This is a genomic window from Rhizobium sp. NZLR8 (genome assembly GCF_019685025.1).
In the GTDB taxonomy this organism is placed as follows: Bacteria; Pseudomonadota; Alphaproteobacteria; order Rhizobiales; family Rhizobiaceae; genus Rhizobium.
The window spans coordinates 74,618-90,946 of sequence record NZ_JABDVY010000006.1 but is presented as its reverse complement, the minus strand read 5'-3'; the positions used below and the strand labels follow the sequence as shown (position 1 = coordinate 90,946).

Sequence of the window (16,329 nt, the reverse complement as noted above, 5' to 3'; positions counted from 1 at the left end):
GGCGAACGCGGTTTACGCGTCCGCCCGGTTCAGCGCGTCCGCTATTTTTTCAGACCTGGAAGGGTGACCTGGAAGACCTGGAACAACGTGTCGACATCGGCACCGCCGTCCGCTTTGTAAGCCACACCGACCTGGAAACCATCCTGTGTCAAGAAGTCGTTGTCATTGGCGAGGAACAGGAAGTAGTCGTCCGGCAGGTTCGGGTCGAGAACGCTTGCAAGACCCATGGCTTCCCATTTTTCTGACAGGTTGTTCTTGTCGTTCGGCGCACCGTTGTGCAGGCCGAAGCGAGCAAGGTCGGCCTTGTTGTTGATGTCGATGAAGGGCGTCAGCGTCGCCGGCGTCAGCGAGGGATCGACGACGCCCTTCGGCGCGATCGGCTTGTCGGCATCGAAATCGCTGCCGGCGATATCGGTCGCATCGGAGAGGTCGACGATGTTGATCTTGCGGTAGAGCGAGGTGTCGCCCTTCAGGCCCTGGCCGTTGCCGCTGTCGCGGGCGAGCATCAGGAAGGTCTTGTCGGACAGGGCGACGATTTCGCTCTCGGCGGCGATCACCGTCTTGTCCTTGGCATCTTTGAAGACCGGCAGCGGCACGACATATTCATGCACCAGCTTCAGATGATCGGGATCGGCGGCGTCATAGATCATGGCGCGGGTATTCTGACGGGTCGAGCTGGAATCGCCGCCGTCCTGGCGGGTGGCCGACTGCAGCACTGATATGATGAACTTGCCGTCCGGCGTCATTGCCATGCCTTCGAGACCCTGGTTGTTCTGGCGTCCGGTCTCCGGATCCTTCGGATCAGGAGCGGAGGCGCCGGGGCCGGGATTGTTGGAGGCGAAGCTCAGCGCGCCCTTGCGCATCGGCAAAAGCGCCTTCGGCGGCTGGGTCGCCGAGAGCAGGTGGCCGTCGGCTGCGAAGCGGTAGATATAAGGGCCGTATTCGTCGCTGACGAACATCGTGCCGTCGGCCATGCGGATGATGGCTTCATTGTCGAGCGCGATCTTGCCGTTTACAGCCTGCGGCAGCGGCGGAAAATTGTCGGCAGCGACGCGCACGCCGGATTCCGGATCGAGACCGGTCATGTCAGCGCCCTTGTCATCGACAAAGAGCATGGAATCGACAAGCTTTGCGTCGACGCCGGACTGCTCCTTGCCGGCCTCGGGTGTTGCGCCCGGAGCAACCGGCGTGAGGCTGATCGCGATGGTGTTCAGGCGCGGGCGGTAGTCGACTGTGCCGGTGACATTGTAACCCCGGTCGGGCAGCAGGTAGAGCATGCCCTTGTAGCTGGCGCCGTCGCGGCTCCAGGCGGTTGGATCGATCGCCATGCCAGAGCCGGAACCGAAGGTCTCACCGAATTTGTCGCGTTGGTTGGCCGGGATGCGGCCGATGCCGACCAGGCCTTTGTTGATGAAGGTGAGGCGGCCGGCGGTGGCGGAATTCTCGGCCATTGCGACGGCCGGAACGGCGGCGGATGCGGCAAGAACCGCGGCGAACAACCGCGATGCATATGGTCTGACGTTTTTCATGAAAAATACCCTCTCGGTCAAAAGCGCTCTCGAAACGGCTTCCGCCGGCAGGCCGGACACCGCAGACGGTCTATGACGGGATCATGATATCTGGATGACGCTTTGCAGCGAAAAGGCCATGCCGAGAGAATGTCGGGCATCCGCGTGTCCGCATTCCAGCTTGCTGCTTACCCGGCCGGATAAGGCCCTTCGGCAAAGACCTCGTCGCGGTAGAATTTCGAGCCGACGTCCAGCGCCAAGGGGCTGCGCCATTCCCTGTTGTCGCGCAGGCAATCGAGTACGAGTTGGAAATCATATCGGGGCTGCCAGCCCAGTTCCCGCCTTGCGCGGGCGTTGACATAGACACGGTCGAGCGTCGGGGACATCGTCCACCCGCGTGATGCATAGAGGGCGCCTGTACCCGGAAACAGTCGTTCGACGACAAGAGACGCGTCGTGCCGGATCGCGACGAGATCGGTCGCCGAAAACGGCGTCGTGGCGGAGACGATGTAGCGGCCGAAGCCGATTGCCGGCGCCTTGTCGAGCGCCAGCAGATGGGCGCGGACCACATCGGCGATATCGACGCGGCGGTGAAGAAGCTCGTTGGCTTGGGCATTCTCTGCCGAATAGCCGCCGCGAATGTGAGGATCGTCGTCGATTTCGGGAAAGAAGCGCGATGTCCTGAGAATCACGACCGGCAGGCCGGAGTTGCGGGCGAAGAATTCGCACAGACCTTCGGCGGCGAGTTTCGTCACTCCGTAGATGTTTTTCGCGACTGGAAGCATGTCCTCGGTCACCCATGCCGCCGGTTCGCCGGCGGCCGGCGTCAATGCCGCACCGAAGGCGCTGGTGGTGCTGGTGAAGACGAAGCTTGCAACGCCGGCGGCGACCGCCTCTTCGAGCAGGTTCAGCGTGCCGCCGACATTGGTGTCGAGGAAATCGCGATTGCCGTGGGTCGCCACATGCGGCTTGTGCAGTGTGGCGGCATGGACGACGTGGCGGATGTCAGACATCGCCTGCCGGATGAAAGCGCGATCAGCGATCGAGCCGATCATGTCGGTGGACGCTGAGGGTTTGATATCGATTCCGCGCGCCGTCCGGTCTTGCGCTCGCAGGCTGCGCATCAGCGCCTCGCCGAGATGGCCGGCGCTTCCCGTCACCAGTATCGTCATTGCATCCTCTCCTTCGGCGGCGGCGGCTATAAAGACTGACGTTTGCGGACAACGCATGATTTATGCATGAGCATGCAGGAAAGCTGCAGGCTCAGCCGATGCTCTGACAAAGGGCCGCGATGCAAGCTGTTCGACCGCCGGATCATTATTCCGGCTGGCCTTCGAGATCGCTCCTCAACCGGTCGAGGATCGATAGAGCGTGGCCGGCGTAAGCGCTGATCCAGCGGTCATGGATGTGCTTGATCGGCAGGCTGTTCAGGTGGTTCCAGCGTTCGCGGCCTTCCTTCCGGGCGATGACCAGATCGGCTTCCTCCAGCACTTTCAGATGCTGCATCACCGTGCAGCGGTCCATTTGCGGAAACATCTCGCAGAGCGTCCCTGTGGTGCGGGGGGCATCCTTGAGCAGGTCGAGGATTTCGCGGCGGCGATGATGCGCCAGCGCCTTGAAAACGGGGTCGTCGGTCGATTCGCTTGACATGTTATGGTTTTATAACATAATGGATCCGAGTACAATGGAATACGAGCATAATGGAGAAGAGGAGAAGTGCCATGTCTCTCGGAATCCGTGTTTCCGGCCGCATCGGCCGTCCCGTCGCAGAGGTATTTGACGCCGTCGTTAACCCGAAGAAGCTCAGCAGCTATTTCACCACGATCGGCGGGGCGAGCGCACCGCTCGTCAAGGGCACGACGGTGACCTGGTGGAAGGACGCCCAAGTGGAGGTGGTCGAACTCGTGCCGGAAAGCCGCATCGTGCTCCGCTGGGATGGCGGCATCGACGACGACAAGACGACCTATAAGACGTCGGTGGAGATGAATTTCAAGCCGCTGGAGGATGGCGGCACCTTGGTGACCATCGCCGAGACCGGCTGGCGCGAGGACGATGCCGGCCGGCGCGGCAGCTATCTAAACTGCGAGGGCTGGACTCAGATGCTCTGCTGCATGAAGGCTTTTATCGAATATGGCATCAATCTGCGCGAGGGCATGTTCCTCAGCGAAATGAAGGGAGAGCCGGCCAGCGCGCCGGATGTCTGACGAACCTCAAGGAGATCGGCGGCGCAATCGTCGCATTCGCCCATAGGGGCCAGACTTCGCTTGCCTGTCACACTGCGGGTGCTAATTTCCGGATTCGATACTTCATCTCGATTTCCAGGAGATTTTATTATGCAGCTTGGCATGGTTGGTTTGGGCCGCATGGGCAACTACATGGTCCAGCGGTTGATGCGGGGCGGTCACGAATGCGTCGTCTACGACGCCAGGCCGGAAAGCGTTGCCGAACTCGCGGGCCTCGGTGCGACCGGCAGTGCTTCGCTCGAAGAGTTCGTCTCGAAGCTCACCCATCCCAGGGCAATCTGGCTGATGCTGCCGGCGGCGATCGTCGACAAGGTGCTGGCGAGCCTGATGCCGCTGCTGCAGAACGGCGACATTGTCATCGACGGCGGCAACTCGTATTACCACGACGATATCCGCCGCGGCGCCGAACTTATCACCAAGGGCATCCACTATGTCGATGTCGGCACCAGCGGCGGCGTCTTCGGCCTGGAGCGCGGTTATTGCCTGATGATCGGTGGCGAAAAGGGCACCGTCCAGCATCTATCCCCAATCTTCGCGACGCTGGCGCCCGGCGCCGGCACGACGGAAGCCTCGCCGAACCGCACCGCCGAAGCGGCTGCGGCCAGCACCGCGGAACAGGGCTACCTGCATTGCGGCCCGCATGGAGCCGGTCATTTCGTCAAGATGGTGCATAACGGCATCGAATATGGCCTGATGGCCGCCTATGCCGAGGGTCTCAATATCCTGCAACACGCCAATATCGGCGCTGCCTCGCATGTGGCCGACGCGGAAACCGCGCCGCTTGCCCATCCCGAACATTTCCAATACGACTTCAACCTGCAGGATGTCGCCGAAGTCTGGCGCCGCGGCAGCGTCATCACCTCCTGGCTGCTCGATCTGACAGCCGATGCGCTGCATGCCGACCCCTCGCTGTCGAAATATGCCGGCCGCGTCTCCGACAGCGGCGAGGGCCGCTGGACGATCATGGCGGCAATCGACGAAAGCGTGCCGACACCGGTGCTGAGTGCTGCGCTCTACGGCCGCTTCTCCTCGCGCGACAACGACGAATTCGCCAACAAGGTGCTGTCGGCGATGCGGGCGGGCTTTGGTGGCCACGTGGAAAAGCCGGCCGCCAAATCGTGAAGTCAGGCGTCGTGCGCGCCCGTTTCGCATTGTGACCTGGTGTGGCGAGGGCGGCGGCCATAAAACTGCCGGCCTTTCCTCACGGTCTTCGCTTTCGCCCTCCTTGCTGCCGGCATCGGTCGCGGCTATTCCATTGCTATCGGGAGACGTCCGCCTCGCCTTGTGTCGGCGGCCGGCGCTCCATCGGAGGGCGGCAATGAAGCGTGACATGGCAGGGATATTCAGGGTCGCCCTATTCTGGACAATGGCGCTGTCGACGCTTGCTGCGGCAGTTTCCCCAGGAGCGGCGCAGAGCCCATCTTCGGTTCCTGCCGCAGCAGGTCCGCCGGCCGAAGTGCGTGAGATGATGGAGCTCATGCAGAAACCTGAAGTCAAGCAGTGGATGTCGAACCAGATGGCGACAGCACCTGCGGGCGGTTCCGCGGCTGCGGATCAGATGTCGGTGCTGTCAGGCCTATTGCAGCATGCCCGCCGGCACGTCTCGATGGTCTCCGATGCAGCGATGACGCTACCCTTTCAGATCGGCAATGCATCCTCGCTGTTCTTCGGTGAGATCGCCGCGAACGGCTGGTCGCGCATGGTGGCGCAGTTCCTGGCGATCTTCCTGCTCGGCGCTATTGTCGAGAGCATTGCCCGTTATGCCTTCCGCCGTCGCCGGCGTCGCCTGGCTGAGATGGCCGGCATGCATTTGGCGCCGCGCGTCATCCCGGCGTTGATCTTCGCGGCGGCAACGGTGCTTGCGCTTCTCAGCCTCGGCTGGCCACCGCTTAGCCAGAGCATCGCGATCGTCTGCGTCGTCGCGCTCATCGTGCAACGCTTCACGATCTGCCTCGGCGGCGTGCTGGTCGATCTCATCTGGCTGGCGCGGGCCGAAGAAGAACGACAGGGCATCACCGCCCCGACCATGCCGGGGCGTGCCGTTGCGCTCTTCTGGTACCGCCGTTGCGCGACCTTCGTCATCTATTTCATGCTTGGCTGGGCGGTGATCCAGTCGATGGAGCCGCTCGGCTATTCCGCGAGTGTGCGGCTCCTCGTCGGTTATATCCTCGGCATCGGCCTGCTATTGATTGCGATCGCAGCGGTCTGGTCGCGGCCGCACAAGGATGAGAAGCGCGGTCACGGGACCTCCTGGGCGCTCATCGTTTATTTCCTGTTGCTCTGGAGCCTCTGGGTCGCAGGCTTCAATTGGCTGCTCTGGCTCGGCATCTATGTGCTGCTGCTGCCGCGCGTGCTTGCCGTCTCGACGATTGCGGTAAAATCGCTGCAGCAGACCGAAGCAAGCTTCCTGGCCACGCGCCGCATTGCGGCCGTGTTGCTCGACCGCGGTGTGCGGGCGCTGATCATTGCCATTGCCGCCATCTGGCTCGGGCGCATGCTCGGCGTCGGCGCCGATACGATGGCCGCCGGCGACACCATGGTCGACAAGATCGCGCGCGGCGTCATCGGCGGCATCGTCATCCTGCTTGCCGCCGATCTTCTCTGGCATGTCATAAAGGCCTATATCGACGGCAAGCTGCTCGATTCATCCGTGGATGGCGGAGCAACGGACGAAGAGAAGGCCAAACGCGCACGGATACTGACGCTGCTGCCGATCTTCCGCAATATCCTTGCCGTCGTCATCGCCGTCATCGCCGCTTTGATGGTGCTCTCCGGCCTCGGCATCGAGATCGGGCCGTTGATCGCCGGCGCGGGCGTCGTCGGCGTCGCGGTCGGCTTCGGTGCGCAGACGATCGTCAAGGACGTCATCAGCGGCATGTTCTATCTCTGGGACGATGCCTTCCGTATCGGCGAATACATCGAAAGCGGCAGCCACAAGGGCGTGGTCGAGGCTTTCAGCCTGCGCTCGGTGAAGCTCAGACATCATCGCGGGCCGCTGACGACGGTGCCGTTCGGCGAACTCGGCGCGGTGAAGAACCTCAACCGCGACTGGACGATCGACAAGATCAGCCTCAACGTCAAATACGACACCGATCTGGTCAAGGCGAAGAAGGTGATCAAGCAGATCGGCCAGACGCTGCTCGAAAATCCGGAATTCGGCCCTCATATCATCGAGACGCTGAAGATGAAGGGTGTCGAGCAGTTCGGCGAATTCGCGATCGAAATCCGGCTGTCGATGATGACGAAACCCGGCGAGCAATTCGTCATCCGCCGCAATGCGCTGGCGATGATCCGCAATGCCTTCAAGGAGAACGGCATCGAATTCGCCGTGCCGACGGTGCAGGTGGCGGGTGATCGCGATGCGGAGGTCGATGCTGCCGTCGCCCGCTACGCCGCCCATGCGCGGGCGAATGGCGAGCCGGCGGCATAACCGCCTCACATTGCACCGGCGGCTGTAATCAACAGGCCGCCGATGATCGCCATGTTGGTTTTCCAGGTGTTGATCGCGCTTTCGCGGGCCGTTCCCTGCATATCCCAGAAATTCAGCAGCATGACCGTGGCGGCAAGAGTGAAGAGGATGAGACCGAATGCCGCTGCCGTGACGAAGAGGCCCAGCATCAGCAGGAGGCCGGCAACGATCTGGAATATGCTGCCCGAGAGCAGCACCGATTTCGCAAGAGGGACGCCGCGGGCCTCGATCGCGTCGGTCAGCGGCACGATGACGAAAAAATGATGAATGCCGCCAGCGACATAGATGCCGCCCAGCAACAGACGGCCGAGGACGATCATCATCAGCGCCGGGCCATCATGCATATCGAACTGTTCTCCCGCATCTCAAATCTCCGGCAAGGGTCAAGCTCGCCCGAAGCTTACGAAAATGCAATGTGCCGTCACGCTCGCCTGCGCAAATTCGCCCCAATTGAGGGTGATGGAGGCCAAGGCGGCGGGGCTGGGGTAGCGGCGGCACGGCTTCATGGAGCTTATATGCCTGTCATGTTACGTCTTTCAAAAATGATTCCCGCCGAGCTGGCAATTGCAGCAGGATAAGAGATGTCGGGTCACGACAATTTGAAAGAGATGGAAGACGCGGACGGATTTTCTTTTCGCGGATTGTTCAGGCGTTACAGAACGCCGCTGACGGCAGCGGCGACACTCGTGGTCTTCTGCCTCGTCGGTTATGCGATCATGCAGCTCACCAACGAGGTGCGCTATGACGACGTTGTCGATGCGCTGGCGGCGACCAGACCGAGCGCTATCCTGCTTGCGTTGTTCTTCACGGCCCTAAGCTTCCTCTCGCTGATCTTCTACGATCTCAACGCGATAGAATATATCGGCAAAAAGCTGCCTTTCCCGCATGTGGCGCTGACGGCGTTCAGTGCCTATGCCGTCGGCAATACCGCGGGCTTCGGCGCGCTTTCCGGCGGCGCGATCCGCTATCGCGCCTATACGCGCCTGGGGCTTTCGCCCGAAGATATCGGCCGCATCATCGCCTTCGTCACACTCTCCTTCGGTCTCGGGCTTGCGGGGGTCGGGGCGATCGCCCTCATCATCATCGCCGATGAGATCGGTCCGCTCATCGGCGTCAGCCCCTTCCTGTTGCGGTTGGCCGCCGGTTCGATCGTCGCCATTCTGGGCGCAGTGATGATCATCGGCCGTGACGGGCGCGTGCTCGACCTCGGTCCCGTGGCAATCCGCCTGCCGGATTCGCGCACCTGGTCGCGGCAGTTCCTCGTCACCGCCTTCGATATCGCCGCTTCGGCGTCGGTGCTCTACGTGCTGCTGCCGCAGACGGCAATCGGCTGGCCGGTCTTCCTTGCCGTCTATGCGATCGCGGTCGGTCTCGGGGTGCTCAGCCACGTTCCGGCCGGGCTCGGCGTGTTCGAGACCGTGATTATCGCGTCACTCGGCAGCGCCGTGAACATCGATGCCGTGCTCGGATCGCTGGTACTTTACCGGCTGGTGTACCATGTGCTGCCGCTGCTGATCGCCGTGCTCGCGGTGTCGGCGACGGAGCTACGCCGTTTCGTCGATCATCCGGCCGCTTCCAGCGTGCGGCGCATCGGCGGAAGGCTGATGCCGCAGCTGCTGTCGGCTCTCGCCCTGCTGCTCGGCGTCATGCTGATCTTTTCGAGCGTCACGCCGACACCGGACCAGAACCTCGAATTCCTCTCCAACTATCTGCCGCTGCCGATGGTGGAAGGGGCGCATTTCCTTTCCAGCCTGCTGGGGCTTGCGCTCGTCGTTGCGGCGCGCGGCCTCGGCCAGCGGCTCGACGGCGCCTGGTGGGTCGCGGTGTTCTCCGCCCTTGCCGCACTGACCTTGTCGCTGCTGAAGGCGATCGCGCTGGTCGAAGCCGCGTTTCTCGCCTTCCTCATCTTCGGGCTCTTCGTCAGCCGGCGGCTTTTTACCCGCCATGCCTCGCTGCTCAACCAGGCGCTGACGGCGTCCTGGCTGATGGCGATTGCCGTCATTGTCGTCGGCGCCGTCGTCATCCTGCTCTTCGTCTATCGCGATGTCGAATACAGCAACCAGCTCTGGTGGCAGTTCGAATTCACCGCCGAAGCGCCGCGGGGACTGCGCGCTGTTCTCGGCATCACCATCATCTCGTCGGCGATCGCCGTCTTCAGCCTGCTTCGGCCGGCGACCTTCCGGCCGGAACCGGCGACGGAGGAGGCGCTAGAGCGTGCCGTCGAGATTGTCGCCAAGCAGGGCAACGCCGACGCCAATCTGGTGCGCATGGGCGACAAGAGCATCATGTTCTCGGAAAAGGGTGACGCCTTCATCATGTATGGTCGGCAGGGCCGGTCCTGGATCGCGCTGTTCGACCCGGTCGGCGAACATCGCGCCGTGCAGGAGCTCGTCTGGCGTTTCGTCGAAGCGGCGCGCGCCGCCGGCTGCCGGGCCGTGTTCTATCAGATTTCGCCGTCGCTGCTTTCTCCTTGCGCCGATGCCGGCCTTCGCGCCTTCAAGCTCGGCGAACTGGCAGTGACCGATCTGAGGGCCTTCGAGATGAAGGGCGGCAAATGGGCGAACCTTCGCCAGACGGCAAGTCGTGCCCAGCGCGACGGGCTGGAATTTGCCGTCGTCGTCCCTGAGGATGTGCCCTCGGTCATCGATGACCTCTCCGCCGTTTCCACGGCCTGGCTCGAGCATCACAACGCCAAGGAAAAGGGCTTTTCGCTCGGCGCCTTCGATCCTGACTACGTCTCCTCCCAACCGGTCGGCATCCTGAAAAAGGACGGCATGATCGTCGCTTTCGCCAATATCCTCGTGACCGAATCCAGGCAGGAAGGCACGATCGATCTCATGCGCTTCTCGCCGGATGCGCCGAAGGGCTCGATGGACTTTCTCTTCGTGCAGATCATGGAATATCTGCGCGGCGAGGGTTTCACCCACTTCAATCTTGGCATGGCGCCCCTTTCGGGCATGTCGAAACGCGAGGCGGCGCCTGTCTGGGACCGCATCGGCAGCACCGTCTTCGAACATGGCGAGCGCTTCTACAACTTCAAAGGCCTTCGGGCATTCAAATCAAAGTTTCATCCGCACTGGCAACCGCGCTATCTTGCGGTCTCTGGAGGGGGCAATCCGATGATCGCGTTGATGGACGCGACATTTCTGATCGGGGGCGGATTGAAAGGGGTAGTGAGAAAATGATCAGGACATTCCTTCTTGCCGCAGCATGCGCCTGCATGCTCGCGGCCGCACCAGCTGACGCCGCCGAGGAGACCACGCAGAGCTTTGAAACCGGGCTCATCCCGTCACCGCACATCTTCCTTCCGGAAGGGGAGGTAAAGGGCACGGTGATGCTGATCTCGGATGCCGCCGGTTGGGGCGACTATGAGAAGGCGGAGGCCGACAGGCTGGTCGCCGAAGGCGCCGTCGTCATCGGCGTCGACTTTCCCTCCTATATCCAGGCGCTCAGCCAATATGACGTCAGCCTCAACGATGGCTGCGTCTACATGGTTTCGGACATCGAATCTCTGAGCCAGCAGGTCCAGCGCGCGACCGGCAACAATGCCTATCACCTGCCGATCGTCGCCGGCATCGGCGAGGGCGGGGCCTTAGCGCTGGCGATTGCCGCGCAGACACCGGATGCGACGATCGGCCAGACACTTGCCGTCGATCCGGTCGCCGGCATTCCGCTTGCCAAAGAGCTTTGCACGCCGGCTTCCAAGAAGGTCGTCGGCCAGCGTATCATGTATGGCCTCAGCGACGGTGCCCTGCCGGATCCGATCGTCACCGTCTTCACGCCCAATGCCGCCAAGGATGGCAAGGCGCATGCCGAAGCGCTGAAGAGGGTCCATGCCGCGATCGAGATCCGCGATTCCACCGACGATGCGCAGACGGTGTTTGCCGATACGCTCGACGATCTCGTCACCGCTTCCGGCGCCTTCGGTAATCCGCTCGGCCTGCCGCTTGCGGTCCTTGAGGCGACCCCCGCCCTCGATACGATGGCGGTGATCTATTCGGGCGACGGCGGCTGGCGCGACATCGACAAGGAGGTCGGCGGCACGCTGCAGAAGGAAGGCATTCCGGTCGTCGGCGTCGATTCGCTTCACTATTTCTGGTCGGAACGCAAGCCGGATGAGACCGCCGCCGATCTTTCGAAGATCATCGATTTCTACCGCAAGCAGTGGAAGGTGAAGCATGTGCTGCTCGTCGGATATTCCTTCGGCGCCGATGTCGTGCCGGCGACCTACCAGCTTCTCAAGCCCGCTGAAAAATCGGCGGTGGCGCAATTATCGCTGCTGTCGCTCTCGCACCAGGTCGACTACGTCATCTCCGTTCTCGGCTGGCTTGGCCAGAAAACGGATGGTGCCGGAGGCGATCCCGTCAGCGATCTGAAGAACGTCGATCCAAAGCTCGTGCAATGCATCTACGGCAAGGACGACGATGACGATGTCGCCTGTCCGGCATTGAAGGATAGCGGCGCCGAGGTCATCGAACTGCCCGGCGACCACCATTTCGACGAGAATTACGACCTTCTTACCAAGACGATCATCGACGGTCTGAAAAGACGCCTGCAGGATTAACGCATCAGCTTCGCTTCGCTCCAGCCAAGTTCGGCGAGTTCCTCGCCGCGAAACCGCGCATCGTCGGCGACGATGAATTCGTCGAGCTGTGGCGGAGCAACGCTGGTGCCGGAGAGCATCGCATGCACCTGGCCGCGATGATGCGTCTGGTGCTGGAAGAGGTGAGCGAGCACGTCTTCCATCCGCTCTTCCTGGATGCGGGCGCCGCGATGGAGGCTGATGGTCGAGGTGAGCCTCTCCGGCGTCAGAGCCTCGCAAAGTGCGGTGAGGCGCTGATCAACCTTGGCCTGCGCTTCGGTCAACGATGAAACGTCATCGAAGGGTTCATCGACCTCGAAGGCCTGGTAGCCGAGCGTGCCGCCTTCCAGTCCGTCGACATAGAACCAGTCGACCGTGATATTGTGGTTCAAGGTTTCCTTGATCGAGGGGAAGAAGCTTGTGCGCGGCGCTTCGAATTCGCCGGGCTTCAGTGCCGCGCAGGTCTGAAGCAGACGGTGGTTGGCAAGGGCGTTGTTATAGCCAAGTTTGCGGAATGCCCTGACGGGATCGAAGGTCGGCATCGGCAGCTTTCCTCTTCAAGTGCTTCTAGAACAGGATGGTTATAGGCCCGGTCGGCCTAAAATGATCCTGTTCTGCATTAAAGAGTTAGAGCGTGATGTGATAAGAAAACCGCTCACACTTTTCTGCATCACGCTCTGGAACGGTTGCCTCAGTCTCAGTCATCGAGGTTGCCGTCGCGCCAGACGAGATGACGGGGTGCTAGGGGCAGGTTCTCGATTTCATTGGCGATGAAATAGGGCGGAATGTCGAGCGCGGTCAGGGCCGTGCGCGTTGCCGCCACCCATTTGAATTCGAGATGATTGTCGCCGTCTTCGACGCGATGAATGATTTGGTGTGGCTGAAACGGGAATTCCGGCGGGATGTCCATCAGGTAATAGAAGCCGAGTTCATGCCAGTTGCGGTGTTCGTAGCGGAAGAAGTTCTCGACGATCCAGAGCAGGCGGGAAATTGAGACTTCGACGCCCAGCTCCTCCACCATCTCGCGTTTCAGCGTTTCTTCCGAGGTCTCGCCGATTTCCGCCCTGCCGCCCGGAAAGGTCCAGAAGGGTTCATGCACGGCGCGATGGACGAGCACGTGGCCATCGCGGAAGCCGAGACCGGCGATGCGATAATTGAATCGCTCGGCGCCCGCATTCAGGCGGATGAGAGTGCGCTTGGTCATGCTATTCTATCCGAGATCGATCACGACAATTTCCGGCGGGACGCCGAAGCGCACCGGTGCGATGGAGCAGCCGAGGCCGCCGGACACGATGATATTACGACCCTCCTCGACCATATGGCCATATGCGTAACGATTGCCGTAACGCGAGGGGACGATCGGCGAACGGCCGAGGAAACGGATCTGTCCGCCATGTGTGTGGCCCGATAGCGTCAGCGAGACGCGCTCGGGCACCCGCGGAAAGATATCGGGCTCATGGGCGAGCAGGATGACGGGTGCATCGTCGGTCACCTGAGCCATCGTTCCATCGAGATCGTCGAGGCCGAGCATATGGGTGCGGCCCCACTTTTTGCCGGGCAGCAGCGCCAGCTGATCTTCGAGGCCTGCCAGCCAGAAGCCGCGGCCATCCTTTTCGACCCGAACGGCGCGGTTGCCGTAGACCGGGATTCCGACGTCGGCAAGCGCCCGGTGCCCGAACGTTTCCATGCCGCCGTTTTTCTGGGCCGACCTGTCTTCCCACCAATCGTGGTTGCCCATGATCGCATGGACGCCGAGAGGGGCCCGCAAGGTGGCGAGCGCCTTCGACCATTGGCTCGAATGCACATATTGCGTCACCATGTTCATGCCGGCAGCATAATCGCCGAGGAGAACGGTGACATCGCCTTCGAGTTCATTGGCTCTGTGGCAGATCGCGGTGATGCGGCTTGCCGACATCCACGGTTCGCAGGCATGAAGATCGGCGAGCGCGACGATGCGGAGCTTGAGCCCTGGCGTCCATCCGGGCGGGGTCAGCCGGTAGCGGGTGATGGCGAGCCTTGCCAACGGTTCATAGGCAAAGGCGTAACCGCCGAGGGACATGACGCCTGCGACACCGCCGCCAAGAACCTTGAAGAATCCGCGGCGGGTGATCACTCAGTTGTCCTCCTGGAACAGCCGGAACTGCGCAGCCTCCATATCCTTGGGCGGTTGCATTCCCAGATGTTTCCACGCGATTGCGGTCAGAACACGGCCGCGCGGCGTGCGCTGAATGAAACCCTGCTGGATCATGTAGGGCTCGATGATGTCTTCGATCGCGTCGCGCGGCTCGGAAAGCCCGGCGGCGATGGTCTCGATGCCGACCGGGCCGCCGCCGAAATTGACGGCGATCATGTTGAGATAGCGTTTGTCGAGCTGGTCGAAGCCGACATTGTCGACCAGCAGGCGGGTCAACGCCTCGTCGGCAATCTCGCGGGTGACGGATTCGGCCCTTGCCACCTCGGCGAAGTCGCGCACACGCCGCAGCAGCCGGCCGGCGATGCGCGGCGTGCCGCGGGCGCGTCTTGCAATTTCGCGGGCGCCTTCCTCGGTAATCGGCAGGTTCATCAGCCGGGCGCCGCGGCGCACGATCAGTTCCAGCTCCTCGACGGTGTAGAAGCTCAGGCGCACCGGAATGCCAAAGCGGTCGCGCAACGGCGTCGTCAACAGGCCGAGGCGGGTGGTGGCCGCCACCAGGGTGAATTTCGAGAGATCAATTTTCACCGAACGAGCGGCAGGGCCTTCGCCGATGATAAGGTCGAGCTGGAAGTCTTCCATGGCCGGATAGAGGATTTCCTCGACGGCGGGATTGAGGCGATGGATCTCGTCGATGAAGAGCACGTCGCGCTCCTCGAGATTGGTAAGCAGGGCCGCGAGATCGCCGGCCTTGGCGATCACTGGACCGGATGTCGAGCGGAAATTGACGCCGAGCTCCTTCGCCATGATCTGCGCCAGCGTCGTCTTGCCGAGGCCGGGCGGGCCGACGAAGAGCACATGGTCCAGCGCCTCGCCGCGGTTCTTCGCCGCCTCGATGAAAACTTTCAGATTGGCGCGCGCTTCGGCCTGGCCGGTGAATTCGTCCAGCGATTGCGGGCGCAGGGTGATATCGAGATCTTCGCCCCGCTTTTCCGGCGATATCAGGCGGGCGGGTTCGCTCATGAAAGAAGCTCCATGCCTGGCACGGTCTTGAATGCGTGCCGGTCAAATGTCTTAGTCGCCTGGCATCCCTCAGCCGCGGCGCGATAACCAATCAAGGCATCGGCAAAATCGGCATTGCGCGTTTCCACGGCTCTTAGCACCATGATAACGAGGGTTTGGTTTTCGATGTCCAAACCTCTGACGTGTGTCAATTTGCCGATTGCATGGACGACGTCCTTTTTCTTGAAGCCGAACCGCGCGCGCAATGCCCAATCCAGTTCCAAAAGGTTCAGCAGGGAGAGAAATCCACGATAATCCCTGCCGATACCCCCGCCGAATTTCAGTGCAGCCGCCCTTTGCTCCGGATCATCGTCGACGATGAGTCTCAGCAGGACGTTGGTATCTACGCCATAGGCGATCATGCTGCGATATCCGATTTCGATCGTCTGGCTTCATCGACCACGTCGCTGCCCGCAGCATCGGTGACGGCCACGTCGATCTCCTCCAGCGAGGCACGACCATTCGGAGGCGCTCCGAGAAGGCCTGCAAGGTCGTTGAAGTTGATCGATTTCGGTGTCATCACGACTTCTCCGTCGATGACGGAGAAAACCAGTTGATCGCCAGGTCGAAGGCCGAGAGCATCCCGCAAGTCTTTGGGGAGCGTGATCTGACCTTTGGGCGAAAGCGTAAATTCTCCCCACATCGTTCGGAAATCCCATTTTTGTGCGGCAGTTGGAATGCTTGCAAACTGGCAGAAAAGTGACAGTTTATCCTACTTTATCGCGCCAATTCTTTCAATCCCAACCTAATCAACTTTGCGCTGTCGGCGCCGTCGCCCGCCACCTTCATCGCCGCGGCAATGGCATTTGCCGCCTGGTCGCGGGAATAGCCGAGGTTCGTCAGTGCGGAAACCGCATCGGTAACTGGTGCGGCCGCGACACCTTCGCCGAGTTCCTGCTTGAGGGCAATATTGATCCCTTCCCCGGCAAAGGCCGGCGCCCGGTTCTTGAGTTCGGTGACGAGGCGCATCGCCACTTTCGGGCCGACCCCCGGCGCGCGGGAGACGGCGGTGCGGTCCTGCAGAGCTATTGCATTGGCGAGTTCGCCCGGCGTCAGGGTCGAGAGTACGGCAAGCGCCACCTTGGCGCCGACGCCCTGGACACTCTGGAGCAAATTGAACCATTCCCGCTCCAGCGCCGTCATGAAGCCGAAGAGCTTCAATTGATCCTCGCGCACATAGGTCTCGATGAACAGCATGCAGGCCTCGCCGGCCGAGCCAAGCTTGGAGAGGGTGCGGGCGGAGCAATGGGCGACGTAGCAGACGCCGTGCACATCGACGAGTACATAGTCTTCGCCGATCTCGTCTATGGTGCCTTTCAGCTTGCCGATCATGG

Annotated in this window: 16 protein-coding genes; 5 read left to right on the top strand and 11 right to left on the bottom strand. The window is 61.7% G+C overall.

All coding sequences use genetic code 11. The annotated features are described in order from the left end of the window. Window positions 1-41: 41 nt before the first annotated feature. The 3 genes from HJB89_RS15510 to HJB89_RS15500 form a co-directional block, all read right to left on the bottom strand. Window positions 42-1,529, bottom strand: coding sequence for an esterase-like activity of phytase family protein (locus tag HJB89_RS15510; protein WP_221150163.1), 1,488 nt, complete (start codon window positions 1,527-1,529; stop codon window positions 42-44). Between the two features lie 167 nt (window positions 1,530-1,696). Then, the gene (locus tag HJB89_RS15505) at window positions 1,697-2,680 is read right to left on the bottom strand and encodes an NAD(P)-dependent oxidoreductase (protein ID WP_221150162.1); all 984 of its coding nucleotides are present in this window, start codon (window positions 2,678-2,680) and stop codon (window positions 1,697-1,699) included. Between the two features lie 145 nt (window positions 2,681-2,825). Further along, complete coding sequence (locus HJB89_RS15500; protein ID WP_221150161.1) at window positions 2,826-3,158, bottom strand: helix-turn-helix transcriptional regulator; 333 nt, start codon at window positions 3,156-3,158, stop codon at window positions 2,826-2,828. Window positions 3,159-3,229: 71 nt separating this feature from the next. Between HJB89_RS15500 and HJB89_RS15495 the strand changes: the two genes are divergently transcribed. The 3 genes from HJB89_RS15495 (at window position 3,230) to HJB89_RS15485 (ending at window position 7,181) form a co-directional block, all read left to right on the top strand. Beyond that, window positions 3,230-3,712, top strand: a complete 483-nt coding sequence (locus HJB89_RS15495; RefSeq protein WP_221150160.1) for an SRPBCC domain-containing protein — start codon at window positions 3,230-3,232, stop codon at window positions 3,710-3,712. A 129-nt stretch (window positions 3,713-3,841) separates the two neighbouring features. After that, the gene (gnd, locus tag HJB89_RS15490) at window positions 3,842-4,873 is read left to right on the top strand and encodes a phosphogluconate dehydrogenase (NAD(+)-dependent, decarboxylating) (protein ID WP_207581690.1); all 1,032 of its coding nucleotides are present in this window, start codon (window positions 3,842-3,844) and stop codon (window positions 4,871-4,873) included. A gap of 196 nt (window positions 4,874-5,069) precedes the next feature. Beyond that, entirely contained in the window at window positions 5,070-7,181 is a 2,112-nt protein-coding gene (locus HJB89_RS15485; protein ID WP_221150159.1) for a mechanosensitive ion channel family protein, read from the top strand. Between the two features lie 5 nt (window positions 7,182-7,186). Here HJB89_RS15485 and HJB89_RS15480 read toward each other — a convergent pair whose 3' ends face one another. Beyond that, complete coding sequence (locus tag HJB89_RS15480; protein ID WP_221150158.1) at window positions 7,187-7,564, bottom strand: DoxX family protein; 378 nt, start codon at window positions 7,562-7,564, stop codon at window positions 7,187-7,189. A gap of 237 nt (window positions 7,565-7,801) precedes the next feature. Between HJB89_RS15480 and mprF the strand changes: the two genes are divergently transcribed. Further along, on the top strand, window positions 7,802-10,405 hold the full coding sequence (mprF, locus tag HJB89_RS15475; protein WP_207581687.1) for a bifunctional lysylphosphatidylglycerol flippase/synthetase MprF: 2,604 nt from the start codon (window positions 7,802-7,804) through the stop codon (window positions 10,403-10,405). Continuing rightward, complete coding sequence (locus tag HJB89_RS15470; RefSeq protein WP_207581686.1) at window positions 10,402-11,784, top strand: virulence factor family protein; 1,383 nt, start codon at window positions 10,402-10,404, stop codon at window positions 11,782-11,784. Before mprF ends, HJB89_RS15470 begins: the two co-directional genes overlap by 4 nt. On the opposite strand, the gene HJB89_RS15465 is transcribed toward HJB89_RS15470, so the two are convergent. From HJB89_RS15465 to ruvA, 7 genes are all read right to left on the bottom strand, one after another. Further along, window positions 11,781-12,344, bottom strand: coding sequence for a DinB family protein (locus HJB89_RS15465; RefSeq protein WP_207581685.1), 564 nt, complete (start codon window positions 12,342-12,344; stop codon window positions 11,781-11,783). The two genes, HJB89_RS15470 and HJB89_RS15465, sit on opposite strands and share 4 nt — an antisense overlap. A 155-nt stretch (window positions 12,345-12,499) precedes the next feature. After that, entirely contained in the window at window positions 12,500-13,006 is a 507-nt protein-coding gene (locus HJB89_RS15460) for an NUDIX hydrolase (RefSeq protein WP_207581684.1), read from the bottom strand. A 6-nt stretch (window positions 13,007-13,012) separates the two neighbouring features. Continuing rightward, complete coding sequence (locus tag HJB89_RS15455; protein ID WP_221116393.1) at window positions 13,013-13,915, bottom strand: metallophosphoesterase; 903 nt, start codon at window positions 13,913-13,915, stop codon at window positions 13,013-13,015. After that, the gene (gene ruvB, locus HJB89_RS15450; protein WP_130678301.1) at window positions 13,916-14,956 is read right to left on the bottom strand and encodes a Holliday junction branch migration DNA helicase RuvB; all 1,041 of its coding nucleotides are present in this window, start codon (window positions 14,954-14,956) and stop codon (window positions 13,916-13,918) included. After that, window positions 14,953-15,357: a PIN domain-containing protein gene (locus tag HJB89_RS15445; RefSeq protein WP_221150157.1), complete on the bottom strand. Its 405-nt coding sequence runs from the start codon at window positions 15,355-15,357 to the stop codon at window positions 14,953-14,955. Before HJB89_RS15445 ends, ruvB begins: the two co-directional genes overlap by 4 nt. Beyond that, entirely contained in the window at window positions 15,354-15,638 is a 285-nt protein-coding gene (locus HJB89_RS15440; RefSeq protein WP_207581681.1) for an AbrB/MazE/SpoVT family DNA-binding domain-containing protein, read from the bottom strand. The genes HJB89_RS15445 and HJB89_RS15440 overlap by 4 nt, the downstream gene beginning before the upstream one ends. Window positions 15,639-15,712: 74 nt before the next feature. Beyond that, window positions 15,713-16,327 carry a Holliday junction branch migration protein RuvA gene (gene ruvA / locus HJB89_RS15435; protein ID WP_221116389.1) on the bottom strand — a complete coding sequence of 205 codons (615 nt, stop codon included), beginning with the start codon at window positions 16,325-16,327 and terminating at the stop codon, window positions 15,713-15,715. Window positions 16,328-16,329 lie beyond the last annotated feature (2 nt).

Excerpts from the sequence above, each read along its gene's own strand:
- HJB89_RS15510 (WP_221150163.1), bottom strand. The coding sequence starts at position 1,529 with ATGAAAAACGTCAGACCATATGCATCGCGGTTGTTCGCCGCGGTTCTT.
- HJB89_RS15505 (WP_221150162.1), bottom strand. The coding sequence starts at position 2,680 with ATGACGATACTGGTGACGGGAAGCGCCGGCCATCTCGGCGAGGCGCTG.
- HJB89_RS15500 (WP_221150161.1), bottom strand. The coding sequence starts at position 3,158 with ATGTCAAGCGAATCGACCGACGACCCCGTTTTCAAGGCGCTGGCGCAT.
- HJB89_RS15495 (WP_221150160.1), top strand. The coding sequence starts at position 3,230 with ATGTCTCTCGGAATCCGTGTTTCCGGCCGCATCGGCCGTCCCGTCGCA.
- gnd (WP_207581690.1), top strand. The coding sequence starts at position 3,842 with ATGCAGCTTGGCATGGTTGGTTTGGGCCGCATGGGCAACTACATGGTC.
- HJB89_RS15485 (WP_221150159.1), top strand. The coding sequence starts at position 5,070 with ATGAAGCGTGACATGGCAGGGATATTCAGGGTCGCCCTATTCTGGACA.
- HJB89_RS15480 (WP_221150158.1), bottom strand. The coding sequence starts at position 7,564 with ATGCATGATGGCCCGGCGCTGATGATGATCGTCCTCGGCCGTCTGTTG.
- mprF (WP_207581687.1), top strand. The coding sequence starts at position 7,802 with ATGTCGGGTCACGACAATTTGAAAGAGATGGAAGACGCGGACGGATTT.
- HJB89_RS15470 (WP_207581686.1), top strand. The coding sequence starts at position 10,402 with ATGATCAGGACATTCCTTCTTGCCGCAGCATGCGCCTGCATGCTCGCG.
- HJB89_RS15465 (WP_207581685.1), bottom strand. The coding sequence starts at position 12,344 with ATGCCGACCTTCGATCCCGTCAGGGCATTCCGCAAACTTGGCTATAAC.
- HJB89_RS15460 (WP_207581684.1), bottom strand. The coding sequence starts at position 13,006 with ATGACCAAGCGCACTCTCATCCGCCTGAATGCGGGCGCCGAGCGATTC.
- ruvB (WP_130678301.1), bottom strand. The coding sequence starts at position 14,956 with ATGAGCGAACCCGCCCGCCTGATATCGCCGGAAAAGCGGGGCGAAGAT.
- HJB89_RS15445 (WP_221150157.1), bottom strand. The coding sequence starts at position 15,357 with ATGATCGCCTATGGCGTAGATACCAACGTCCTGCTGAGACTCATCGTC.
- HJB89_RS15440 (WP_207581681.1), bottom strand. The coding sequence starts at position 15,638 with ATGTGGGGAGAATTTACGCTTTCGCCCAAAGGTCAGATCACGCTCCCC.
- ruvA (WP_221116389.1), bottom strand. The coding sequence starts at position 16,327 with ATGATCGGCAAGCTGAAAGGCACCATAGACGAGATCGGCGAAGACTAT.